General features: G+C 67.0%; 28 protein-coding genes. 12 read left to right on the top strand and 16 right to left on the bottom strand.

The features are described 5' to 3' along the window. The first annotated feature begins 94 nt into the window (after window positions 1-94). A complete protein-coding gene (locus NW895_RS02780; protein WP_289933446.1) occupies window positions 95-1,096 on the top strand; it encodes a hypothetical protein in 1,002 nt (333 codons plus the stop codon). A gap of 525 nt (window positions 1,097-1,621) precedes the next feature. Further along, window positions 1,622-3,643: an AAA family ATPase gene (locus tag NW895_RS02775; protein WP_289933443.1), complete on the top strand. Its 2,022-nt coding sequence runs from the start codon at window positions 1,622-1,624 to the stop codon at window positions 3,641-3,643. Window positions 3,644-4,015: 372 nt separating this feature from the next. Here NW895_RS02775 and NW895_RS02770 read toward each other — a convergent pair whose 3' ends face one another. The 3 genes from NW895_RS02770 to NW895_RS02760 are packed head-to-tail and all read right to left on the bottom strand — an operon-like array spanning window position 4,016 to window position 5,275. Then, complete coding sequence (locus NW895_RS02770; RefSeq protein WP_289933442.1) at window positions 4,016-4,399, bottom strand: hypothetical protein; 384 nt, start codon at window positions 4,397-4,399, stop codon at window positions 4,016-4,018. After that, a complete protein-coding gene (locus NW895_RS02765; protein ID WP_289933441.1) occupies window positions 4,393-4,821 on the bottom strand; it encodes an ATP-binding protein in 429 nt (142 codons plus the stop codon). Before NW895_RS02765 ends, NW895_RS02770 begins: the two co-directional genes overlap by 7 nt. A 46-nt stretch (window positions 4,822-4,867) precedes the next feature. Beyond that, window positions 4,868-5,275 (bottom strand): NUDIX domain-containing protein, encoded by a 408-nt coding sequence (locus NW895_RS02760; protein WP_289933938.1) that lies wholly within the window; start codon window positions 5,273-5,275, stop codon window positions 4,868-4,870. Window positions 5,276-5,384: 109 nt separating this feature from the next. Between NW895_RS02760 and NW895_RS02755 the strand changes: the two genes are divergently transcribed. The 10 genes from NW895_RS02755 to NW895_RS02710 all read left to right on the top strand — a co-directional run bounded on the left by NW895_RS02755 (window position 5,385) and on the right by NW895_RS02710 (window position 12,241). After that, window positions 5,385-6,173, top strand: coding sequence for a GntR family transcriptional regulator (locus tag NW895_RS02755; RefSeq protein ID WP_020121242.1), 789 nt, complete (start codon window positions 5,385-5,387; stop codon window positions 6,171-6,173). Between the two features lie 168 nt (window positions 6,174-6,341). Next, entirely contained in the window at window positions 6,342-6,698 is a 357-nt protein-coding gene (locus tag NW895_RS02750; protein ID WP_289933440.1) for a hypothetical protein, read from the top strand. Continuing rightward, window positions 6,698-8,074 (top strand): FtsK/SpoIIIE domain-containing protein, encoded by a 1,377-nt coding sequence (locus NW895_RS02745; RefSeq protein WP_289933439.1) that lies wholly within the window; start codon window positions 6,698-6,700, stop codon window positions 8,072-8,074. The genes NW895_RS02750 and NW895_RS02745 overlap by 1 nt, the downstream gene beginning before the upstream one ends. 88 nt (window positions 8,075-8,162) lie before the next feature. Then, a complete protein-coding gene (locus NW895_RS02740) occupies window positions 8,163-8,783 on the top strand; it encodes a DUF2637 domain-containing protein (RefSeq protein ID WP_289933438.1) in 621 nt (206 codons plus the stop codon). 12 nt (window positions 8,784-8,795) lie between these two features. Then, window positions 8,796-8,987: a mobile element transfer protein gene (locus NW895_RS02735; protein WP_289933437.1), complete on the top strand. Its 192-nt coding sequence runs from the start codon at window positions 8,796-8,798 to the stop codon at window positions 8,985-8,987. A 15-nt stretch (window positions 8,988-9,002) separates the two neighbouring features. Beyond that, entirely contained in the window at window positions 9,003-9,197 is a 195-nt protein-coding gene (locus NW895_RS02730; RefSeq protein ID WP_289933436.1) for a hypothetical protein, read from the top strand. Between the two features lie 25 nt (window positions 9,198-9,222). Then, window positions 9,223-9,468: a SpdD protein gene (locus NW895_RS02725; protein ID WP_289933435.1), complete on the top strand. Its 246-nt coding sequence runs from the start codon at window positions 9,223-9,225 to the stop codon at window positions 9,466-9,468. A 160-nt stretch (window positions 9,469-9,628) separates the two neighbouring features. Further along, window positions 9,629-10,915 (top strand): replication initiator, encoded by a 1,287-nt coding sequence (locus tag NW895_RS02720; RefSeq protein WP_289933937.1) that lies wholly within the window; start codon window positions 9,629-9,631, stop codon window positions 10,913-10,915. Further along, window positions 10,908-11,090: a helix-turn-helix domain-containing protein gene (locus NW895_RS02715; RefSeq protein ID WP_289933434.1), complete on the top strand. Its 183-nt coding sequence runs from the start codon at window positions 10,908-10,910 to the stop codon at window positions 11,088-11,090. Before NW895_RS02720 ends, NW895_RS02715 begins: the two co-directional genes overlap by 8 nt. Further along, entirely contained in the window at window positions 11,090-12,241 is a 1,152-nt protein-coding gene (locus NW895_RS02710; protein ID WP_289933432.1) for a site-specific integrase, read from the top strand. The genes NW895_RS02715 and NW895_RS02710 overlap by 1 nt, the downstream gene beginning before the upstream one ends. 435 nt (window positions 12,242-12,676) lie before the next feature. Here NW895_RS02710 and NW895_RS02705 read toward each other — a convergent pair whose 3' ends face one another. From NW895_RS02705 to NW895_RS02645, 13 genes are all read right to left on the bottom strand, one after another. Continuing rightward, the gene (locus tag NW895_RS02705; RefSeq protein WP_289933431.1) at window positions 12,677-13,198 is read right to left on the bottom strand and encodes a hypothetical protein; all 522 of its coding nucleotides are present in this window, start codon (window positions 13,196-13,198) and stop codon (window positions 12,677-12,679) included. Further along, window positions 13,195-14,295 carry a DUF4192 domain-containing protein gene (locus NW895_RS02700; protein WP_289933430.1) on the bottom strand — a complete coding sequence of 367 codons (1,101 nt, stop codon included), beginning with the start codon at window positions 14,293-14,295 and terminating at the stop codon, window positions 13,195-13,197. The genes NW895_RS02705 and NW895_RS02700 overlap by 4 nt, the downstream gene beginning before the upstream one ends. Then, window positions 14,292-14,834, bottom strand: coding sequence for a hypothetical protein (locus tag NW895_RS02695; RefSeq protein ID WP_289933429.1), 543 nt, complete (start codon window positions 14,832-14,834; stop codon window positions 14,292-14,294). Before NW895_RS02695 ends, NW895_RS02700 begins: the two co-directional genes overlap by 4 nt. Continuing rightward, window positions 14,831-15,874 carry an N-6 DNA methylase gene (locus tag NW895_RS02690; protein WP_289933428.1) on the bottom strand — a complete coding sequence of 348 codons (1,044 nt, stop codon included), beginning with the start codon at window positions 15,872-15,874 and terminating at the stop codon, window positions 14,831-14,833. Before NW895_RS02690 ends, NW895_RS02695 begins: the two co-directional genes overlap by 4 nt. 82 nt (window positions 15,875-15,956) lie before the next feature. Then, complete coding sequence (locus NW895_RS02685; protein ID WP_289933427.1) at window positions 15,957-16,247, bottom strand: hypothetical protein; 291 nt, start codon at window positions 16,245-16,247, stop codon at window positions 15,957-15,959. Window positions 16,248-16,335: 88 nt separating this feature from the next. Further along, window positions 16,336-16,962 carry a hypothetical protein gene (locus NW895_RS02680; RefSeq protein WP_289933426.1) on the bottom strand — a complete coding sequence of 209 codons (627 nt, stop codon included), beginning with the start codon at window positions 16,960-16,962 and terminating at the stop codon, window positions 16,336-16,338. A gap of 287 nt (window positions 16,963-17,249) precedes the next feature. Further along, a complete protein-coding gene (locus NW895_RS02675; RefSeq protein WP_289933425.1) occupies window positions 17,250-17,879 on the bottom strand; it encodes a hypothetical protein in 630 nt (209 codons plus the stop codon). Beyond that, entirely contained in the window at window positions 17,876-18,469 is a 594-nt protein-coding gene (locus NW895_RS02670; RefSeq protein ID WP_289933424.1) for a hypothetical protein, read from the bottom strand. Before NW895_RS02670 ends, NW895_RS02675 begins: the two co-directional genes overlap by 4 nt. Window positions 18,470-18,531: 62 nt before the next feature. Continuing rightward, window positions 18,532-18,864: an HU family DNA-binding protein gene (locus tag NW895_RS02665; RefSeq protein ID WP_289933423.1), complete on the bottom strand. Its 333-nt coding sequence runs from the start codon at window positions 18,862-18,864 to the stop codon at window positions 18,532-18,534. A 202-nt stretch (window positions 18,865-19,066) separates the two neighbouring features. Continuing rightward, complete coding sequence (locus tag NW895_RS02660; RefSeq protein ID WP_289933421.1) at window positions 19,067-19,864, bottom strand: hypothetical protein; 798 nt, start codon at window positions 19,862-19,864, stop codon at window positions 19,067-19,069. Window positions 19,865-19,903: 39 nt separating this feature from the next. After that, entirely contained in the window at window positions 19,904-20,311 is a 408-nt protein-coding gene (locus NW895_RS02655) for a hypothetical protein (RefSeq protein WP_289933420.1), read from the bottom strand. Window positions 20,312-20,327: 16 nt separating this feature from the next. Beyond that, complete coding sequence (locus NW895_RS02650) at window positions 20,328-21,086, bottom strand: hypothetical protein (RefSeq protein WP_289933419.1); 759 nt, start codon at window positions 21,084-21,086, stop codon at window positions 20,328-20,330. A gap of 29 nt (window positions 21,087-21,115) precedes the next feature. After that, entirely contained in the window at window positions 21,116-22,618 is a 1,503-nt protein-coding gene (locus tag NW895_RS02645; RefSeq protein WP_289933418.1) for a DNA cytosine methyltransferase, read from the bottom strand. Window positions 22,619-22,704 lie beyond the last annotated feature (86 nt).

Raw genomic sequence — 22,704 nt, 5'->3', positions numbered from 1 at the left:
CGCCCTGGAGCTGTACGTCACCAGGACCTACAGAAAGCAGTACAAGAGGAAGTAATCCATGGACCAGCGGGCGGGGCCGTGGCAGCATGACGCCATGAACGACGAGCACGAGCCGGACGCTGATTCCGAGGATGAGGACCTGGGCAAGGCGCTTGAGCGCTTCCGGGCTTCTATGGACCCACTCATCAAGTGGCAGCAGAACTGGGCAACGAACGTGTTCCCGCCAATCAGCAGGATGCTTCAGGAGTCGGCCGCGTTCAGGCTGAACCTAACGAAGAACATCCCAACTATCGTGCCGCCGTTGGCTGCCCAGGTAACGCAGCTTCAGAAGCAGTTGCAGGGGATGTATGCCTTCAACAGCTCTCTACGCACGCTGATTGAGTCAGTCAACCGCTCGTATGCGCCGCAGTGGGAGCGCATTTTTGAGTCGATAAGAGACTTCCAGTCGCGCATCTTCCCGGAGAACTGGGAAGGCGTAAGTCGTCCGGGCATTGCTGAGTTCGAGTCTCTCTTGATTGATGAGGGCATCGCCTTGATGTGGGTTCCTGGTCCGAAAGCCATTCAGGCTCTCTTGGACTCCTCGACCGCCGCAGAGCGGCGGCGCATCATCAGTCGTCGTTGGAAGGGCATAGTCACTGACTGCGAAACGGTACTGAGCGACGTGACTCACCCCAGCTTGTCGGACTCCAAGAAGTTCGGGCTCGATTGCGTGCGGGCACTCCAGGAGGGGCACACGGCACCGGCGCAGGCGCTTGCCGGGAACCTTCTCGACAGTGTCTTGCGCAGAAACTTCGACAACGCGGCTCGACTTGAGATAACGCGCAATAACTTCAAGAAGAACGGTGTTCGTTTCAATCTGGACGATTACAAGATCCGAGCGGCTTTCACGTTCGCGCCAGTGTGGTGCGCGCACGCGAAGTACAAGACGGAAGACGGCGACCCGATCCCGCGCACCTTTGGAAGGCACCCAACCACGCATGCCGTCTCGCGTGCCCAGTACAGCCGGATCAACGCGGTGATGGGACTCATGCTGGTTACGTCCGTCATTAAGTTCTTCGACACGGAGATGGAGTGGCCGATCAAGAGGGTGCCTTGAAACCGTCGTGGCAGCGATGTCACCGTGAGTTCAAATCCCACACCCACCGCACGTGAACGGCCCCTGACTAGGTAGATCGGTCAGGGGCCGCCCTGCTGGCCCGTGCCTGCTCGTCGCCGTGGTTCCCCGCCAGTCCCGGTCGATCGAGCACGACAGGGGCATGGACACCTTCTGATCCGTAGCTCTATAGAGATGGGTTAGTAGAGGTCCTACAGGTCGCCCCGCAGTCTCCTCCGGACGTTGCTGGACCGGAACGGTTGCCGCGGTTGCGGTACACCGCTGCTGTACCGCTGCCGTAGTCCCAGTCATGCCGGCCGTCGATGAACTCGGTGCGAGACCGCGCCACGCCTCTAAATGTGCCCCCTCGATGCCAGGCTCGGTCAGCAGCTGATCGATCACCAACGCACCCTTAATGATCACGGAAATCATCATGAAAGCCGCAAAGTTGCGCAAAACGAAGAAACGACCCCACGCGTGCGGACTTCGTCCTATAACTGTTCATGAGGCAGGCGACAGGAGGCGAGAGTGCGACTTCATTCGGTCATTTTTAACAATTTCCGGCGTTTCAGTGGTGAGTCTTCGTTGATTATCGATGATCCACTCGTTGCGCTTGTAGGTCCGAACGAGGCGGGCAAGACGAGCATTCTTCAGGCGATTGAAAAATGTGCCAGGAAAATTCACTTTAAAGCCTCTGATGTTTCGAGAGGTGTTGACGTCGAGTCATTGAAGGATCCTCTGGTTAGACTCAAATTTATCCTTGAGGAAGACGACTTGGATGCCATCAAGTCAATTCCTCACAGCGACACTCCAAAATGGTTGATCTTGAACGGAGAGGTAGGCAAAAGAAATATTACATTCACACCCATGCCCGGGCGTGACACATCCCCAATTGAGCACGTATCCGATCTGATCGACACCACCCTTCTAGGTGGCCGCATTTCCCCAACCGGGGAACATGAGCCGCTGGCAAAAGCTGACCCAGTAGCCGTTGCTCTTCGGGAGGCTAAGCAGGACTTCCCGTCATTCAGAGGGTATCGCGTTAAACCAGTTCCCCCGCCCAAAATGGCGAACGTAGACACTGCACTACAGCATCTGGGCATACTTGTCCACGGGGACCCTGAAGCTTTCATTGAACGACAGGAGAAAGAGAACGAAAAACTCGGCATGGGCGCCACGGCAGGAAATAGGATGGACAGAAAGCGTTACGACCTGTCTGTAATGGAGCGCCTTGCAAATGAGCTTGTTGCACTCAGGAAAGCGCTGATCGCTACTCCTCCTGCCACCGAAATTGCAAATGTCATCTTGAATCGAATGCCGAGTCTGGTCACTTTCACCGAAAAAGACAGATCCCTCCCAAGCTCTATCGACTTGAGTTCCAACGAGGCCATGCCGCGCGGGCTTACCAATTTGCTACGAGTCGCCAAAGTGGACGGAGAAGAACTTAGGAAGGTAGTTAACGAGGATGATCACCTAAGGCTTGCCGAGATCCTAGAGCAGGCAAATCTCGTTCTGAAAGAAGTATTCCAGGCCTGGCGCCAAGAGTCGGTATGGCCTGTCTTGCACGTTTCGAATGGGGTACTCAGAGTTCTGATTCGCGTGGCGAGTACAAGCGCATACACAGACCTCCACGATCGAAGCGACGGGCTCCGGCAATTCATTGCCTTGGTTTCCTGTGTTAATGCTGCCCGATATTTTGAGAAAGGAGACCGTGATGTCATTGTTCTCATTGACGAAGCGGAAAACCATTTGCACTACGATGCACAGGCTGATCTGATCGAGGTTTTTACGCGACAGGATGTTGTCAAACAGATTATCTACTCGACGCATTCTGCTGGGTGCTTGCCCGAGGATCTGGGTAGTGGTGTTCGAGTAGTCCGTCAGATCCACGAAACAGCAAACAGTTCTATCACCAATTGGTTTTGGAGTGACGGTGCGGGGTTCACTCCTCTCCTGCTCGCAATGGGTGCGGCTACGCTAGCTTTCGCCTCCGTAAGGAAAGTGATTATTACCGAGGGTCCGAGTGACATGCTCCTACTTCCATCTCTTCTGCGGCAAGCCACAGGCCAGGCCTCTCTCGGTTACCAGATCGCTCCTGGACTTTCTGAGTTGTCTCCGGAACTCGCGGGGGACCTAGACCTAGAAGCCGCTAGAAGCTGCTTCCTAGTTGATGGAGACCCGGGGGGATATTCTCTGCGGCAGAAACTCGTCGACAGCGGTTACTCTGATGAACGGGTTCTAATCCTCGGTGGTGCGAATTCTGGTCTCACGCTCGAAGACCTCGTGGACGAGTCAGCTTATCGTGCGTGCGTCAACGAACTACTAGGTGGCGATAAGGGCAATCATGTGCCCGAAGAGCACGTACTACCGAAGGGGAATCGCCACTCGGGGATCAAAGAGTGGTGCGAGAAGAAAGGAATTTCCGTTCCTGGTAAGCGGCTCGTTGCTCAATCTCTGGTAAGGCGTGCACGCACCGAAAAGATCGTGAATGTAGATCGCGTGCAGACGCTCCGGGATTTGCATGCGGCCGCTTTGAAGTTGCTATCTTAAGGACTATCAGGGCGCGGCGTGATAGCGCGCGGTCGGTGGAGCGGCTTTGGGCTGGAGCTGCTTTGGCGCGAGTGATCATGGCCCCGTAAGCTTCCGGCGCGTCGGGCAGTCTGTGGACCTGCCCGGTAAAGCACGACGTTGGGGCCATGATCTTCGAGGCTCGCGCCAAAGTGGCTGCCTAAAGCCGTGGAACCGACCACCCCGGCCACGACGTACCCCTCCTCTGGCCTCAGGTGGCTGATGGCTGTGCGCGCGGCCCGGGCGCCGGCCGGGCTGGAGCAGGACGGAGGCAGGAGCGCAGGCCCGGCCGGGGGCCGGGCCGCGCGCGGCGAGCGGAGCGAGCCGCCTTGAACCCGTAAAGAAAGTTGTAACTCAGTAGTTCTGGCGGGGCTTGAACTCGTATGCGCAGCGCGGGAGGTTGGCGGCCTGGCGGTGTGCGAGTGGCAGGAAGAGTGCCGGTCGGATGGTCCAGGTGATGCGTGTGTCGGCCTGGGTGATGGTCACCGTGCAGGGCTCGGCTCGCAGGAGGGCTCGTCGGGTTTCGATGCGGCCGTCGTAGAGCCACTCCCACGCTTGTTCGGATGCGTCGGGGTCGAACGCCGGTGAGATGGTGCGCAGGGCCACTGCTACCCATCGGTCTGCCTGGGGCGCCGAGTACGCGTCGAAGGATGCCCGCAGCGCTGGCCCTGTCTCCTCGGTGAGGTCCTCGGTCCAGCACTCGCACCAGTAGCCCCGCTGCGGCTTGTCCTTCAGCACAGGTGTCCTCCTGGGCGTGGGGTCGCGAAGAGTTCCGCGGTGACCGTGCGGCCCCCGTCGGTGTTGCGGACGACGATTCGGTGGGCGATGGCGTTGACCATGGCCAGGCCCCGGCCGTGTTCGGCGTCCTGGTCCTGGTGCTCGATCTTGGGGGCGGTGCCAGCGCTTCCGTCGTCCGTGACCGAGAGGGCGACGACTTGCGGGGAGACGGCCAGGGCCAGGTGGAAGCTGCCGGATGTGCGGCCGCTGGCCGTGTGGAGGATCGCGTTCGCGCTGAGTTCGCTCACGATCAGTTCGGCGTCCTCGGCGAGGGGTGAGCCGCGCAGGATGTCCCGTGTCCAGCGGCGGGCTCTGCTGACCTCTTCCGGGAAACCTGGGCAAGAAAGCCCCCACACCCGGGCTGTACTCGTATACTCGTGCATACAAGTTCCTTCGTGCTGGTAGGCCGCCATGTGCAGCGGGTTCGGGCTAGACGAGTTTCACGCCGTCGTGGGCGCGTATGGCCGGCGGGGACATTGCGTCGAGTGCGTCAAGGACGCGGATCGCGTATGCCTCATCGGCGAGCTCGGAGACTTCTTCACGGGTTGCCCAGCGCAGGGCGCGGGTCTCGTCGCCGGTCATGGGCGTGCCGTCGGCGGCCTCACAGTGGAAGACCAGCGAGACGATGAGGCCCGTCATGTTCTTGTAGACGCCGGTGAGGGTCGCGGGAAGCGCGATCTTGATGCCGGTTTCTTCGAGGACTTCTCGTTGCAGTGCCTCGGGGATGGTTTCCTCGCGCTCCAGGACGCCACCCGGGGGTTCCCAGTGACCGTTGTCGCGTCGCTGGATCAGGAGGGCTCGGCCCTGGTCGTCGACGACGACCCCGGCGACGCTCACGGAGTGCGGGCGTTCCATGCTCACGTTCCTCGGCCCTCTCGGATGGCTAGGCTCTCCACCGTAGCAACAAGACTCGCCCACTCGTCTAGATACCTAAAGGAGTACACACGTGCCCACTCTTCCTTCCGGCCTCCTCGGCGACCTGGACCCCACGAGTGATCGTGCGGTCTTCCGTCAGATCGCTGATCAATTGCGCGAGGCCATTGACCGTGGGCGGTTCAGAGAGGGCGAAAAGCTGCCCTCGGAGGCTGAGCTTGTCGATCATTACGGGGTTTCCCGGATGACCGTTCGAAACTCATTTTCCATCCTTCAGGGTGAGGGTCTGGTCCACGCCGAGCACGGCAAGGGTGTCTTCGTGCGGCCTCGGCCGCCCGTGCGACGGCTTGCCTCCGACCGGTTCGCCAGGCGGCACCGGGAGCAGGGCAAGTCCGCGTTCATCGTGGAGGCGGACGCGGCCGGCAGTCACCCGCAGGTCGACAGCCTTGAGGTCAAGGAAGAGAAGGCCAGTCAGGACGTCTCCACCCGTCTTGGGTCGGTGCGGCGGGTGCTGGCCCGGCGGCGCCGGTATCTGCTCGACGGGCGGCCCGTCGAGTTCGCCACCTCCTATCTCCCCCTCGACATCGCCCGGGGGACCCCGATCGCCGAGCCCAACCCCGGCCCCGGTGGCATCTACGCCCGCCTCGAAGAACTGGGCCATCACCTCGACCGCTTCGAGGAAGAGATCCGCGCCCGGATGCCCTCGCCTGCAGAGGTGAAGACGCTGCGGCTGGCCTCCGGCGTGCCCGTGATCCACCTGATCCGGACCGCCTACGACACCGAGGGGCGCGCGGTCGAGGTCTGCGACACGGTGATGGCGGCGGACGCCTACGTGCTGTCGTATCAGCTTCCGGCGACCTGACCGCAGGTCAGAGGTGGTGCGCGGGGACGCTTCTCCGAACTCGTACACCTCAACAGGCATACTCGTATAGACGAGTGGGCAAGTTGTGTGGCAAGGTGATCACCGCGACCCCGGAAGGTCGGGTTCGTAGTTAGCATCTTGTATAGACGAGTAGATAGGACAAGTCTTTTGCGCACCATCCGTGTTGAGACCTCGGCCGCGACGATCCTCCTGACGGAGGCCCCTGAGCCCAAGGTTCGCGACCGGCAGACCGGCGAGATAGCCAAGGACGCCGTCAGCGGCGAGGCGCTGATGACCATCGGCGTCGTCTACATCGAGGAAGGGGAGTCCTCGCTCATCAAGGTCACCGTCCCTGAGAGCGGTGTCTCGGAGGGGCTGGTGCTCGGGGCGCCGGTTTCGCTGCCGGGGCTCATCGCCCGGCCGTGGGAGTCCGTGTTCAACGGTCAGCAGCGGCACGGCATCGCCTACCGCGCCGCCGCCGTGACCCCGGCCGCCTTCCCGGCCACTACCGAGGCCGCTGCCTGATGAGCGACCTCTCGACGCTCGTGGAGGTGGGTGGTCCTGTCGCCGCGCTCGGCGGCGGGGCCGCCTACGCCCGGGCCAACCATCCGGCGGTCTACTGGTCCGCGGTTGGCCTGCCGGTATCCACGCTCCGGCTGATGACCTCCTACGGGTCGGTCATGGAAGCGTGCGGGCTGACCGTGGCGCCGTCCCGGCTACGGGTCCTCGCAGTCAAGGCCACCACCCGCCGTGAAGTGCGGCCCGTGCCTCCTCGCCGGGGTGTCATCCGGCCCACCTCGACCGGGCTGCGGCTCCGCCTCCGACTCGCCCCGGGCCAGGAACCGGCGGACATCGCCGCCTCGGCCGAACGGCTTCGGCACGCCTGGGGCGTTCACGCCGTCTACGTCACGACGGTCAAGCCGGGTGTGGTGGAGCTGCGGCTCGTCGGCTATGACGTCCTGCGGCAGGTGCGGATGCCCCGGAAGCTCGACAGCGGGTTCCTCACGGTGCCGGTAGCCCTCCGCGAGGACGCCACGCCCTTCCTGCGGGACTACCGCGCCGTTCCCCACCAACTCACCCTCGGCGCCACGCTGTCGGGCAAGTCCATGTACCTGCGTCACCTCATCTCCGGCCTCGCACGTCAGCCCGTTGCGCTCGTCGGCATCGACTGCAAACGGGGCGTCGAGCTGGCGCCGTTCGCCTCGCGCCTGTCCGCGTTCGCCACCGACCAGGAGGAAGCCGCCGAGTTGCTGCCCGTACTCGTCAAGGAAATGGAGAACCGATACGACTTGATCAAGGCCCGGCAGGGCATCGCCCCCGACATCCCCGACGAGGAGATCACCTCCGACATCTGGGGTCTGCCCGAGAGCGAACGACCGGTGCCCGTCGTGCTGTTCGTCGACGAGGTCGCCGAACTCTTCCTCACCGCCACGAAGAAGGACGAGGAACGCCGCGACGAGATGGTCACCCAGCTCATCCGCCTCGCCCAGCTCGGCCGCGCCGCCGGCATCTACCTGGAAATCTGCGGCCAGCGCTTCGGCGCCGAGCTCGGTAAGGGCGCCACCATGCTGCGCGCTCAGCTGACCGGCCGCGTCTGCCACCGCGTCAACGACGAAGCCTCCGCGAAGATGGCCCTCGGCGACATCGCCCCCGAAGCGGTCCACGCCGCATGCGCCATCGCTCCCGACCGGCCCGGCCTGGCCGTCGCGGGAGACACCTCTGGCGGCTGGTCCCGCATCCGGACGCCGTACCTGTCCCTGGGCGCCGCTGCTGACGTGTGCCGCGAGTCGGCGCACCTGGTGCCCGACCTGCCTGCCCTCAAGCGGTTCCGGCCCGACATGCCCGTCCGGCCCGTCGAGGCCCACGGCCCGGCCGTTCAACCGCGCCCCGTGACCGACTGACCTTCGCCCACTCCCACCCCCGGTCGGCGTGACCGCCTCGCGCCACGTCCCTACCCCTGCCATGCCCGAACCCGGAAGGAGTCGCATCGTGCGCGCCCACCTGGCCTGCGTTGACGCGGTGCTCGTCCAGGCCCTCATCGCCGCCGCGCTGTCCTTCGCCCACCTCCACGACGTTGCCGTGGCGGCCGGACAGGACGGCTGGAAGGCGTGGGCCTACCCGGTCTCGGTTGACCTGCTGCTCGTCGCTGCCTGGCGCCGACTGCGTACCAGCAATGCCAAGACGGCCGCCTGGTGCTGGTTCGTCATCGCCCTCGCCGCGTCCCTCGGCGCCAACGTCGCAACCGCCGGCCTTCTCGACCTCGGCAACGTCCCGGCCTGGCTGCGCATCCTCGTCGCGGGCTGGCCCGCAGTCGCCTTCCTCGGCGGAACCCTCCTCGCCCACTCACCACCCAAGACGGCCGACGACGTCGAGGTCATCGACGACCAGGAGGACGAGTCCGAAACCGCCCTCGAACCGCTCACCCCAACCGCCATCGAGCCACCGCCGGAACCCCCGCCCGTGCCGGTCCCCGCCGCTCTCATCAACCACGCCCGCAAAGTCGCCGACGAGCACCACACCCGTACCGGTGCCCCCATCGACGCCCCCACCCTCCGCGCCCGCCTCGGCGTCCCGGCTCCCATGGCCGACGCCATCGCCGCTCAGCTCTGAAAGGAGACTCGCGTGAGCGCCCACCGCCGCTTCCGCAACGTCACCCGCATCGGCCCCGTCCAGGTCGGCACCGCCTACGACAACCGGGGCCGCGAGAAACACACCGCCGCCTGCACCGCCCCGCGCTGCAACTTCTCCGCCGACTACGACAGCCGCGCCGCCGCCGAACTCGCCGCCCGCACCCACCGCTGCCCCATCCGCTGAAAGGATCTCCGCCCCGTGACCGTCAGCCTGCCGCTCGTCGTCGTCCTCGGCTTCTTCGCCTGGGGAGCGGTCAAGTTCCTCGGTGTCCGCGTCTGGATCGTCGTGCTGATCGCCCTTTTCGGCTTCTGGCTCTCGCGCACGTTCCTCGCCCCCGCCATCGAGTCCGGCACCCGTTCCGGCGTGGACGTCATAAACGGCTCACATGCCTAGACGAGTAGATAAGGAGATCTCGACCGTGTTCTTGCCCAAGTACCCCGACGCTCCCACCCCTCCGGCCGCACACACCCACACCCCGGCCGACCCGGCCCCCACCCGGCGCTCGCTCCCGTCGATCTCCATCGACCAGAAGACAGTCGCAGCCGTCCTCGTGGGCGGCGTGGTCCTTACCGCGCTCCTGGCCGCCGTCGCCGTCACGGCCATCTCCGTCGCCGTCGCCGCCGTGGTCCTGCGCTCCCTGCTCCGCGACCAGCACCGCCGCTGATCAGCCCGCTCACCTCTGGGGCGGCGCGACACGGCCAAGCATCCGCCGCCCCAGAGGCCCATCACTCCTGACCGAGCCAGTCAGAAGGAGAACAGCCATCTTCACCCGCACCACCCCGCCCCCGCTCCCGGAACTCACCAACCTCGCCGCACAGGGCACCCTGCCCGGTATCCTCCGGCAGCTCTCCGGGCTCGGCGGCTGCACCAACCCCATCCGCCTCGACGGCCACCGCACCGAGTACGACGTCGACACCACGACCGGCGAAATCGGCCGCGTCCTCCAGCACCTCGACTCCACCACCCTCCCGGCCGGCCAACTCCTCGTCCGCTGCAACAACCGCCGCACTACCCGCTGCGCGGCCTGCGCCGAGGTCTATCGCCGAGACACCTTCCAACTGATCACCGCCGGACTGCGTGGCGGCAAGGGCACTCCGGCACACGTCGCCGCCCACCCCCGCGTCTTCGCCACCTTCACTGCCCCCGGCTTCGGCCCGGTCCACAACCGCCGCAACGACGGCCGCCCCTGCCGCTGCGGCATCCACCACGACCAGGAGGACACCGAACTCGGCACGGCGCTGGACCCTGACAGCTACGACTACGAAGCGGCCGTGCTGTGGAACGCGCATGCCGGTGCCCTCTGGCGGCGCTTCTCGATCTACCTGCGCCGTGAGGTCGCCAAGCGGGCTGGCCTGTCTCAGCGCAGGCTCCGTGATCACGCCCGCGTGTCCTTCGCCAAGGTCGCCGAGTACCAGAAGCGCGGCGCAGTCCACTTCCATGCCGTCATACGCCTCGACGGCCCCACCGGCGGCGACTCCCCGCCCCCGTCCTGGGCCACCGCCGAACTCCTCACCGATGCCATACGCACCGCCGCAGCCATGGCCCGCGTCGACGGCCCGGCCATCGACGGACGCCCCCACACCTTCGCCTTCGGCAGCCAACTCGATGTCCGCACCATCCGATCCGCCGACTTCAGCGGTGGCCAGGAACTGACCGAACGGGCCGTCGCCGCCTACATCGCCAAGTACGCCACCAAAGGCGCCGAGACGGCGACAGGAGCTCTCGACCGGCCTCTGAAGTTTGCCGCCGAACTTGCCCACCTCGACATCAGCGACCACGCCCGCCGACTCATCCGCACCGCGTGGACCCTCGGCGCCCGCAAGGACTTGGAACACCTCCGCCTGCGCTCCTGGGCCCACATGCTCGGCTTCCGCGGCCACTTCTCCACCAAGTCCCGCCGCTACTCCATCACCCTCGGCGCTCTCCGCGACGCCCGCGCCGAATGGCGCCGAGCCCAGGCAACCGCCGCACAGCCGGAGCGCGAGCCGGAGACGACGTACGTCCTCGCTCACTGGGTCTTCGCCGGAACCGGCCTCTCCGACGCCGAAGCCTGGCTCGCCGCATCCCTCGCACCCGCCCCCGCAACGGAAGGAGAGCCCACCCGTGGCTGACGAAGAGCTGCTGACGGTCCCCGACGTCATGGCCCGACTCAAGCTCGGCCGCTCCACGGTCTATGACCTCATCCGCTCCCGGCGCCTGCCCTCGCTCACCATCGGCCGGTGCCGCCGTATCCCGGCGCGGGCTGTCCGCGACTACATCACCAACGAACTGGAGGCGGCCGCCTGATGGCCCAGCAACGCAAGCGCAACCCCAACGGGGCGGGCACCATCACCAAGCGCAAGGACGGGCGCTTTCAGTGCGCGGTCTACGTGCTCCAGCCGGACGGCACCCGTGCTCGCAAGTTCGCCTACGGCAAGACCTGGGCGGAGTGCGACGCCAAGCGCCGTGAGCTGCTCGACAAGGTGGACCAGGGCGTTCCCGTACCCACCAAGTCCGCCAAGCTCTCCGAGTGGCTGCCGTACTGGCTGGACAACGTCATCAAGCCCCGGCGGAAGCTCAGCACGTACGACAAGTACGAAGCGCACGTGCGGCTTTACCTCGTCCCCCTGCTTGGTGCGAAGCGGCTGGAGTCCCTCGGCGTCGCCGACGTGCGCAGGTTCCTGGTCCGCCTGGAGAAGGAGACCACCGCCGCAACCGCCAAGGAGTCGCACCGAGTTCTGCGGTCGGCGCTGTCGTCCGCCTGCCGCGAGGAACTCATCACGCGGAACGTGGCCAAGCTCATCGAGCCGCCGCGCACCGACAACCGGGAGTTGCAGCCCTGGAGCCTCGACGAGACACTCGACTTCCTTGCCGCCTCTCGCAAAGATCCGCTCTACGCGGCCTTCGTGCTCGCCATCGCCATGGGCCTCCGCCGGGGCGAGATCGTCGGCCTTCGCTGGTCTGACCTCGACCTGGAAAACCGCGTGCTGTACGTCCGCCAGCAGATGCAGCGCCGCCGTGGCGTCCTCTACGACGACGACCCGAAGAGCCGCCGTCGCCGTGCCGTCCCGCTGCCCGCGCTCTGCATCGCGCCCCTTCGCTGGCACCGGATGCGGCAGGCAGCTGCCCGTGCGAAGGCGGGGGAGGGGTGGCAGGAGTCCGCCTACGTCTTCACCACCCGCACCGGCCGCCCGGTCGAGCCGCGCAACCTCTACCGCTCCTTCACCCGCGTCGCCCAGTCCGCCGGCCTCCGCGTCATCCGGCTGCATGACGCTCGCCATGGCACGGCCACGCTCCTCACGGCGGCCGGAGTCGCACCCCGCGTCGTGATGGAGATCCTGGGCCACTCGCAGATCAGCATCACCATGGACGTCTACACCCACGTCGTCCAGGACACCCAGCGCGAGGCCATGAGCCACATGGACCGGCTGCTGCGGAGGCGCCCCGGTCGTACGTGACCGCCCGCGTTGATGTCAAAAGTGGATGTCAAAGGCCCCGGACCATGATCGGTCCGGGGCCTTTTGCCTGGTGCCCCCGGCAGGATTCGAACCTGCGACACCCGCTTTAGGAGCATGATCATAGGCTTACTGGTCTGTCGCTGTCCGGCTGGGTTTTTCGCCGTTTCTGCAGGTCAAAGCCATGATGGCGAGAGTCCGAAGCCAGGTCTTTCGCGATCTGTCCCGGGCTTTCTCTGTCCTTCTGTTCCCATCCCGTTCCCAACTGACGGCCTGGGAACAAGTTGCCCGGGACCGGCTGAGAGGTCTGCGGAGGTGAACCGGCCAGTTGCGTTTCGGTGAGCACCGCAGATGCTTTGGGAGGAGCAGTTACCTCGCTCCCTTGACCCGGGAGTCGAGCCAGTGACCGTTTTGGCAGGTCAGCCGCGTACTGACAGACTACCCCGCCGTCGTGCGTCCCTCTGGTGACGCGGTTGGACCCGCGTCTGCTACATCAAGGCTCCGAATCGCGGCGACCTCGGCCTCCAGCGCCTGGCGGGCTTGTCCGAGGCGGGCACGGTGTTTGCGCAGGGCTTGCCGCGTGCGCGCGAGCTTCTGCGCCTGCCGCTTCTCCAGGTCCGTAAGTCGAGCGATCTGTCGCTCGTGGTGAGTGATCTCTTCGGACCTGATGACGACGGAGGGGCGGTGGGGGCCGGTCTTACGGGCCGTGCCGAGTTCCTTCTTCAGTTGGGCGCACGCGAAGTCGAGGAACTCGTTGCGGGGCACGTACTTCGCGCGGCCGGCGCCTATGCCCATGAGCAGCGCGATCTTCGGGAAGTTGGCGTGGCGTTTGGCCCAGTTGCTGACGCTGGAGCGTGTGACTCCTACGAGGGCGGCTGCGGCGGAGAGGTGGACCAACTCGTCTTCGCGGCCTTGGAACTCGGGGCGGAGCCAGACGATGGCTTTGGCCGGTGTGGTCATGCGCGGCCCTTCTGCTCGGCGCGGGCGTGGCGCTCGGCCTTCGCCTTGCGGGCGATGGGGAGGAGGCTTGTGGCGTCGACTTCGTGGTTGATGGCTTCGTGGAGGGCGTCGGCGAAGTCGTCGTCGGGGTCGAGGGTCAGGGCGCGTTTGAGGGCGTAGCGGGCGGTAGGGATGTCGTCCTGTCGCCAGGCGACAGCTGCGAGGAGGGTGAGTGCGGGGACGGCCGCGACCTCATACGGGGGGATGGCGCGGCGGGCGAGGAAGGCCCACAGCCGTCGGGCGTGGGGCAGTTCGTCGTCCTCGATGTGTTCGAGGCCGTGGTCTCGGGCCCATTCGTCGTTGAGGCCGTGGATGAGTCGGGCGGTGATGTCGTGGGCGAGTTCGTTGGCGCCGGCGCCGAAGTCGCGTATCGCGGTCTCCACGAGCGCATGGGTGCCCTGCAGGAACGTGTCGTCGTCGGAGGGATTGGCGCAGTACTGGGCCCAGGCGGCGCCTTCGTTGTCGAGGGCGCGGCGCAGGTCCTCGGCGTCCTCCGGCTCTTCGGGCTGGAACTCTTGCGTGATCTCGCTGGTTCGGCGGCCGGGAGTCCATCCATGGCGGGCGAGTTGTGCGGCGACGCTGGTGGGGTCGTCGGGGCTGGGGAGCGGTTCGCCCTCGCAGCATCCGGGGAGGTGGCACTCGTATGCCCACCAGCGGTTGTCCACGAGGGCGATGGTCGACATGACGGGGGCTCGGCCGAGGTCGGTGAAGGCGTCGACGAAGTAGTCGGCCAGGGGCCGCAGGGCCTCGGCGGTCTCCTCGGCGCTCTGGCCGGGGCGTGGGGTGCGGCAGAGGAAGACAACGATGTCCAGGATATCGGGGTGTCCGTGCTCGTGTGTGATGCGGGTGAACTTGGCCGCGAAGGCTGCGGCGGTCGCCTGCCAGGTGGCGGGGTCGTCGGGGAGCGAGAGGGTCATGGTCGGCCCGGTGCCGGACTGGGTGGCGATGCGGCCATGGAGAGCGATGCAGTCCTCGGGCTGGTGGCCGACGAGGAAGGGCAGGAGCTGGGCGAAGTCGGCGGGGCCGTCGACCTTGATGCGGGGGTTTGGCGTTTTCACCTCGGAGTGCCTTCCTTCTGGGTTGCGTGGGTCTGCTGGGACCGGGTGCTGGGTTCTGGGGCTGGCCCGTACGTGGTGGCGCGGATGCGTTTGGGTTTGGTGGTGAGGGAGCGGATGAGTCCGTCGCGCAGGACGGCATCGATGGCTGCCGCGATGTCGTCGGTGTGTCGGATGGGGATGGTGCGGTGCCAGGTGCGGCCGGGCTGAAGGCGTGCGTCGTTGGCGGCCTGGGCCGCGGCCTGTTGTGCAGCCGTGCCGTCGGGGACGGCTGGCAGGTTGGGGCCTGCGGAGATCCAGGTCTGGATGATCAGGTCGCCTCCTTGGAGGCGCAGGCCGATGCGGTGGCCTTCGGGGTGGGTGTAGAGGGCGGTGCGGTCGGGGGTGTCGGTGTCCTCCTTGGTCCAAGGCGGATCGATGCGCGGCGCGAGTTGGCCGAGCGGCTGGTCGAGGCCGGTGGGTGGGGGCTGGGCGAAGGCGGGTCGGCGCCTGCCCCGGGTGGGGGTGACGCGCGGGCGTGCGAGGTCGTCTTCGTCACTCATGCGGAGGCCGTCTCCTTGCCGGAGATGAGGTCGTCCACGAGACGGAAAGCGCGGCGAGAAGCGACGATGCTGGTGGCGGCGTCGAGGTACCTGTCGCGGTCGGCGAAGGAGTCCTTGGCTTCGGCGAGGGTCTTGGCGTAGCCGCCGTCCTCGAGGGCGAGGGAGTCGGCGCAGCCGATGAAGCACTTGGGGCCGAGGTCCCAGACGATCGCGTTGACGGCGGCGCAGGCTGCGGCGAGTGCGTCGATGTCGTTGCCGTACCAGAGGTAGTCGTGCGGGTTGAGGCGGAGGTCGCGCAGCCGTTGGGCGACGGAGCGGAACATGCCGCCCGAGCCGACGGCGGGTTCGCGGATCGCCAGGCCTGGCTGGGCGAAGTCCTTGTCGACGAGCATGCGGGCGAGTAGGTCGGTGACGCCGGGCGGGGTGTGGTACTCGCCGCGCCACTTCTTGTCGCTCTTGTGGCGCAGGCCGGTCAGCATCGGGCTGAGGATGTCGGACTCGGCGCGCATGTACGGGTCGTCGTGACCGGTGAGGTCCAACAGGCCCTGGTTGAGGGCGCGGTGGGTGACGGCGTGCACGGCGCGGAGCTGCTGGGGGTCGGGCTCGGGGTTCCAGGCCCAGTCGTGCAGGCGTACGGCGCGGTCGATCAGGTCGGGCCGCTTGATCCAGTGGCCGAGGTAGATCTCCTTGAAGAGCTGGGGCAGTTCGTGCGGCTCGCGGTTGATGATCCAGTCGGCCAGGCCGTTGCCGGTCTGCGGCGGCTGGCGCAGGAGTGCGAGTGCGGCGACGGTGCCGAGGGGGACGTCGATGCTGCTGCCGCCGTGGTTCTGGTGCCAGGCGTCGATGACGTTCTCGGCGATCTTGCGGGCGTGCTCGTGGGGGTCACGCGGCGCGAGGGCCTTGCGCCAGGTGGTCTTGGCGGTGGCTGTGGGGCGTACGGCGGCCTTCGACTTGGGCGGGGCCTTCTTCGCCCAGCTCGGTGCGGGCCGGGCCGCAACGGGTGCGGCGGCCCGCGGCAGGAATATGTCGTTGTCGGACATGGGGTTCCTCCGGGTGCGCGCATGGGGCCGCCCCGGTGCGCGGGGCGCGGCCGGGGCGGCGGTGGGGATGGGGTGTCGGGGTTCAGCCGGACTCGGGGTGTGCCTGGAGGCGGGCTGCGATGCCGCGTAGTTCGACTGTGTCGGCGGCGTCGGGGTGTCCGGCCTGGCGCAGGCCGGTGGCCAGGAACATCAGGGCCAGCTCGTCGACGTCCATGTCGGCGACGAGTTCCTCGAAGCTGAGGTGGCGCAGCGAGGTGGGGCGGTGCGCGTAGCCGATGCGCAGGGTCTTCTCGATCTCCTGGAGAGTGGTGGCGGTCTGTTCTTCGGTCAGCGCGAGGAGCTTGGACCAGGCGTGCAGGGTTTCGTCGTCCACCGGGAGTTTCACGGTGTCGTGTGCCTTTCTTGTGGCCGGCGTCCGGCTCGGCTCGTGAGCCGCGCCGGACGCCGGTGGACAGGAAGGGTCAGGAGGGGAAGGGGTCGTGCCGGTGGTCGGGGTGGACGACGGCCCAGAGCCCGGCGGACATGGGTTCGGTGATGACGCCCCATCCGGCCCAGCGCATGACGGCGAGGTAGCCGAGGCGGCCGCCGGCGAAGCCGGTGCGGTCGTCGCAGTCCGGGTCCGGTGCGATGAGGATCCAGCCGGGCAGTTCGTCGCAGGCGGGCAGGACCTGGAAGCCGGGGCGCAGTTCGTGGGTTCCGTCGGTGACGATGGGCGGCAGTCCCGCGGCGTCGAGGATGCGGATGGCGTGCTGGATGTGGGGGTGGTCGTGATGCTCAGGGAGGGTTCCGACGCCCTTGCGGATGACTTGGCGGGGCGGCTTGAGGCCCTGGCTGGCGTGGTAGATGTCCATGAGGAGCAGCGCGTCCTCGATGCGGCCGGCGTAGCGCATGGCGAGGTTGGCGACGACGGCGACAACGTGGCGGTCGCCGCCCATGAGGCGCCGGAATTGCTCGTCGGTCAAGTGTTGGAATTGGCTGGCGCGTATGACGGCGTGGGCGCTGGATGCCGTGCGCAGGGCGCGGGCGACATATTCGGGTTCGATGCCGATGTGGTTGGCGAGGGTCTGAATTCCTCGGTTGTAGGGCATGTGGTCTGTTCTCCAAGAGGGCGCTTGCGCGTATGGGTGCGCCCCCGGCCGTCGGGCCGGGGGCACTGTGGTGGTAGGGGTTGTTGACTAGCGGCGTCGACCGCATCCGGCATGACCGCAGCCGCCGCAGAATCCTCCGCTGTTGCACTCACACGGGCAGCCGCTCATTTCCCTTACCCTTTCCATTCGGGCATTTCCCGAATTCCTTACTTATATCTTAATGGCAAATACCCCAAAAGCAAGGTCCACGCATTTGTATTGGGGTTTAATTTCCGCAATTCAATTCCCTAATTCGCTGATATCGGGATGAGGTCGGGCCACTGCACCGCTTCCAGGGCCCGCCGGTGGGTGTCCGGAACCGGGACCGTCGGGTAGCCGAGCCAGTCGAGGCCCATCGCGGCGAGGATCGTGGCGTCCGCCTGGTCGTACCGGCCCGGGCCTTCGCATGCGACGCCGTACCGCTCGACGGCCACGCTGCGCACCATGCCCTTGGCCACACGGGCCCGTTCCTTGCGGGGAAGGTGCTGCGCGGGATTCGCCCGCCCGGTCGCGTAGATGGTGCGGTGGTGGGGGTTGGCCACGGCGTACGGGATGCGCTGGCGCCACAGGTACTGCGTCACCAGCCACCACAGGCCGGCCAGTTCGTGATGTCCGGCCTGCCCTCCCTGGGCGTACGCCGCACCTTCGACCACGACCAGGTCTGCGCCGTCGTGCAGGCGCACCGCGATGGCCGCAAGCAGCCAGTCCAGCCGCTCGTGGCTGCGCCGCTTTCCGGGCCGGGCCGCCAGCGCCCAGTCCGTTCCCGCGATCCCCGTCGAGGTCAGGGACAGGTCGAGTCCGATGACCCGCGGCCGCCACTCCCCTCGGGCCTGCACGCTGGGCAGCGTGACGGGCGCGCTCTGGGGCTGGGTGTTCACTGCTCAGCCTCCGCCTGGGCGGCGAGGTGCTTGGTGATCAGCCGGTCGGCTTCGATGGTGGCGTCGGCCTTCAGTGCGGCCGTCCACTCGCCGAAGCAGCCTTCGACCGGCCCCCACAGGTACCAACCGGAGTCGTGGTAGCCGTCCTTCGGGTTCCTCTTGCGGTAGGCCAGTTCCCACCAGCCGCTGCGCCAGCGCCACAGGCGGCGCGGTTCGGCGTCGGGCATCCAGCCCGCGCGTTCGACCAGGTTCTGGAAGCGGGCCAGGTCGACGCGCATCATCGCGTTGTCGCGGGCGATGTCCTGCACGGGCGGAGCCGAAGCCTTCGCTGGCCCGCTGAGCAGGTAGTCCGGCTTGCCCCGTTGCCGCGACAGTTCAGCGGCTCTGCCCGCGTGGCGCTCGGCGCGTCGGCGTGCCGAGCGCCAGGCCAGGCGGTATCGGCTCGCGCGGGCCAGCGCGTCGTCCTTCCGGTCGCGCGCTCTGTCACGTTGACGGGCGACGCGGCGCAGGACGTTGGCCGCACCGCCGGCGCCGCGCTGCTCCAGCCACTGGGCGGTGGCTTCGATCTCGACTCCCACAGGGTCGTTCATCGTGAGTCCTTCGTGCGGTCGCCGCCCCGGCGCGCGCCGGGGCGGCGACCTGGTGCGCTGGGTTACGGGCGGGGCGTCTTGGGGGCCTTCTGGATGCAGTTGCCGGACTCGGGCATCGGCAGGCGCTGATCCAGCAGGTCCTGGAACCGCGCGCCTGGGCGGAACTTCACGACACGGGAGGCGGGGACGGTCACCTTGGCGCCGGTCTGTGGGTTGCGTGCTTGGCGTGCCGGACGCTGCCGGGGGGTGAGGGAGCCGAAGCCGGTGACGGAGACGGGGTCACCTGCAACGACGGCGCGCACCACGACGTCGAGGACGATCTCCACGGCTTCGGTCGGCGTGAGGTGGCGGCCGCCCTTGTCGGCTACGGCCTTAATGAGCTGGGCCTTGTTCACTGGTTTCCCTTCACTTCACATACAGAACTGGGCAGTTGGGGTGCGGGGTGGGTCTGGGCGGGGAGAGCGCGCCAGGCGATGGGGAGGGCGTGGAGGCCGAATCCCGGATCGCCGCCCGGGGCGGCCGCATCGAGTGCAGCGCACTCGCCCGCCGACACCCTGTCCATTGGTTCCACAAGTGTCACCTATCTCTTGGGAGAGTTCAGGCATGGATGCGTAGGAGGGGACCGCCGACGTTGAGTACGACCGACAGCGGCAGCGCGGCGCCGGAGGGGTCGGCGGTGACGGCCGTCGGCTCTTGTCCCGGCGCGGGACGGGCGAGGATGCGCCACACCATTCCCCAGCGGTCGGCGTAGCCGGCTCCTACTTCGTAAGGCAGGCCCTCGTGCAGGAACCACCGCGTGCGCAGGGATGCGGTCCAGCCGTCCAGTGCGTTCCCGTTGACGGTTTCGGCCTTTGGCAGCTGCACTCCGATGAAGTCCGGGCCCGCTGTGACGACAAACGCTGCGACCCCGGCCGCGGGCCAGACCTCGATGTTTTGGGCGGCGCTCTCCCACAAGGCGAGACCCTCGGCGCTGATCCGTACGGGGCGCGGCGCGGTCTTCGGTGAGTGGCCCTCCAGGCGCACGATGTGCCGCCAGGGCAGCTTGGGTGCGTCGGTCAGGACCGGCATCGTGATCTGCGCCGGACCCTCGGTGAAACGCAGCAGAGGGCGGCCGTTGTCGGTGGTGTGCTCCACGTGAACGTGGTCGGAGGTATCCAGCCAGGCGCGCAGGGCGAGGACCTCGTCGTAGTCGATGGGGGCCGTCCAGTGGCCACTGTTCTGGATCGGGGTACGGGCGACGGCAATCGTGCGTGGTCCGGCGCCGATGGCGTGGAGCCAGCTGCGGGTGCAGTCGAGGACGACGACGTCCAGGCCGTCGGTGTCGCGCGCTGTGAGGTGGTGCGGGGTGACCTTGTCGAGGATGGCGGACAGGGCGTCCGCTGTGATCGTGAACATGTGTCTCTGTCTCTCCAAGAAGGGGTTTGGAATGGGTTCTTAGGGGCCGGAGGCGCGCTTGCGCTCGCGTCGGCGCGCCTGGTCAAGCCGTCCGGCCTCCCGGCACAGGGAGCAGGCTGGTTCGCCGCGTCGGTTGTGGGCGCGGGCCCCGGCCGGAGTGCCGTGCGTGATGGGCGCAGCGCCTTCCCGGAGCTCGCCGGGGTGGGCGCCCTCGCAGGTGGCGCGGACTTCGCCGTCGAGCCACAGCCGCCCGCCGCAGATCCCGTCGAAGAGGGAGCGGCGTGGCTTGACCAGGGCGATGCACGGCGCCCGGAAGGGGCAGTGCTGGCAGATGGCCAGCAGTTTGCGCATCTGCGGGGTGCTGAGTGAGTCCGCGGTCGCGTTGTCGGGGGTGAAGCGCGTGTCTCCGGCGCAGGGTGCCTCGCTGGCCCACCCAGGGCCGCTCATCCGATCTCCGTGACGGCTATGGGACCGGCGGCAGCGGCATCAGGCGCACGCGGTCGCTGGGGGTGCTGCCGTCGGGGTGGGTGTAGCGGCCGTCGGGCGGCACGAGATGGCGGTCTGCCAGTGCTGGTAGCGCGAACACTTGGGCGATCAGGCGGGTCAGGGCGTCGTCGTACTCGCGTGTCCAGCGGCGCCGGGCAAGGTTGTCGGTGCCCTCATCGCAGTTGCCCTCGATTACTGCGATGACCTCGATTACTGCGATGACTCGTACTGCGATGACTCGGCCTCCGGCGCTGCGACCGTCCACGACGATGGCGGTGGCCTGCGGGTGGTGCTCGCGCACCAGCTCGGCAATGCGTGCTGCCCGGTCGGGCGGGGGCAGCTCGACCAGCCAGAGGTTTCCGTCGCCGGCGGAGTTGCGTCGCACGGTGGCCCAGGCCGGGGAGTCGAAGGGTTCAAGGGCGGTCTGGACATCGACTTCGATCTCTACGGCGAGCTCGGCGAGGCGATGCGCTTCGTCGCTCTTCTCCCACAGCCAGGGCAAGCCGCTGAGCGGGTTGGTCTGCTCGCCGAGCACGCCGAGGAGGTCCAGTTCCCGTGTCTTGCCGTGGTAGGCGAAGCCGACGTATTTCGCCTCGGGGCAGGCGCGGCGGATCTTTGCCGAGATGTGGTCGAGCACGGCCAGGCAGTGTGCCTTCTGGATGCGGCGACGCTCGATGTCGAGCTGTTCGCGCTGCTGGGCGAGGACGTCCAGGGGATCGGGTATGGCGGGGGTCATTGCGGTGTTCTCCTCTTCTTCTGGGGTGGTCAGTTCAGGACCGGCATGAGGCGTTCGCCGAAGAAGTGGGCGACGTTGACGCTCACGGCGTTGCCGGCCAGCTGGGTTTGTTCGGCCTGGTTGCCGACGGGCTCGAAGGTGTCGGGGAAGCGTTGGGCCGACAGATGCTCGCGCGGCTTGATCATGCGGAAGTAGCAGTCCTCGATCGCCGGCGCGTTGTGCACGATGGCGGCCGAGTCGCGGGTGGACAGGGTGTGCAGGGGCTCACCGGCGTTCTTGGGCGCGTTGCCCCTGCGGTAGGGGATGACGAGGGTGTTGCGGACTCGGGCCGGGACGGCTCCGCCGGGGACGACCAGGCCGTGGTGGCGCGCCGTGGCCACGGTGCTGAGCGGCTCGGTCACGGGCGAGGCGTCGCAGTTGTTGCGGTACTCCACGATGAACGGCGCCGGATCGACCGTGACCAGAGCCTCGCTCTCCCGTGTGGTCCGCGTACGCATCGGTCCGTCGGCGGGGTAGGCGGTGTCGTTCCACGAGCCGCCGACCGGCACCAGGAGGGCTTCGCCGATCTTGGTCGTGCGGACCGGGAGGGGTCTTTCGAAGGGGACGAAGGCCCGGTCCGTGCCGTCCTTGCCATGCGTGAGGGTGATGACGCTCGGCTGGTAGGGGTACTTGGCCCGGCCTGCTTCGATACGCCGCATCGTGTTCTCGACGAGCGGCTTGGCGCGGTCGCCGATGCGGGTGCCGATGTCGTCCCACAGGATGATGTCCGAGGCCGGGCGCACGTACGGCTCGACCAGGGCGTGCCCGCAGCTGGTGTTCGGGCACCTGTAGTCGTACTGGGCACGGTACTTGCCGACCTTGACCTTCGGGTCGCGCCAGGTCTGCCGTGCCTTCACGTCCCTGCCGCACGCCATGCAGTACGCCAGCGGGCGTGGCGCCAGGTTGGGGCGGCGCACGCTGGTCAGGGTGAACACGATGTACACACGGTCGCGCCACTGCGGCGCGTACGGGTTGGTCTGCGACCCGATGTGCGCCGACGACACCGAGACGATCTGTACGCGGTAGCCCAGCTTCTTCATGGACCGGATCCACTCGGGAAACAGGATCCAGTCGGTGACGAACTCCACGACGTTCTCGACCACGACGCACGGGAACCGCTTGGCCTCTGCTGCGCGCAGCACACACCACGCCGTGGCGCGGGTCATCTCGAAAGCTTCGGGCGGCAGTTGTCGCCACTGCTCCTCTTCTTCGAAGAGGGCTTCTTGTGCGGGGTCGGGCTGGCGCTTCTTCCCGCCGGCCGGGCTGATCTCGGTGCAGATGACCGAGGCCCACATGATGGTGGCCTTGGGCAGCCAGCGCATGGGGTAGTTGCGGATGTCGGCGCACCGGCCGGTGGCACCGGGAAGGTTGTGCTCGAAGGTGTCGATGGCGGTTTGCCAGTGGTTGATGCCGAGGATCGGGTCGAATCCGGCCTCCTTCAAGCCGAGGGCGTCTCCGCCCGCTCCGCAGAGCAGGGATATGGCGCGGGGCAAGGGGGGTGGTCTCCAAGAGGTGGGGCCGCCCTGCCCGGTGGCTGGGGCCGGGCGGCCGTGGTCAGGGTTGATCAGGAGCGCGGAAC

The organism is Streptomyces sp. S.PNR 29 (genome assembly GCF_030386795.1).
In the GTDB taxonomy this organism is placed as follows: Bacteria; Actinomycetota; Actinomycetes; order Streptomycetales; family Streptomycetaceae; genus Streptomyces.
The sequence above is the reverse complement of the archived record's forward strand: the minus strand, read 5'-3'. Positions and strand labels throughout refer to the sequence as shown.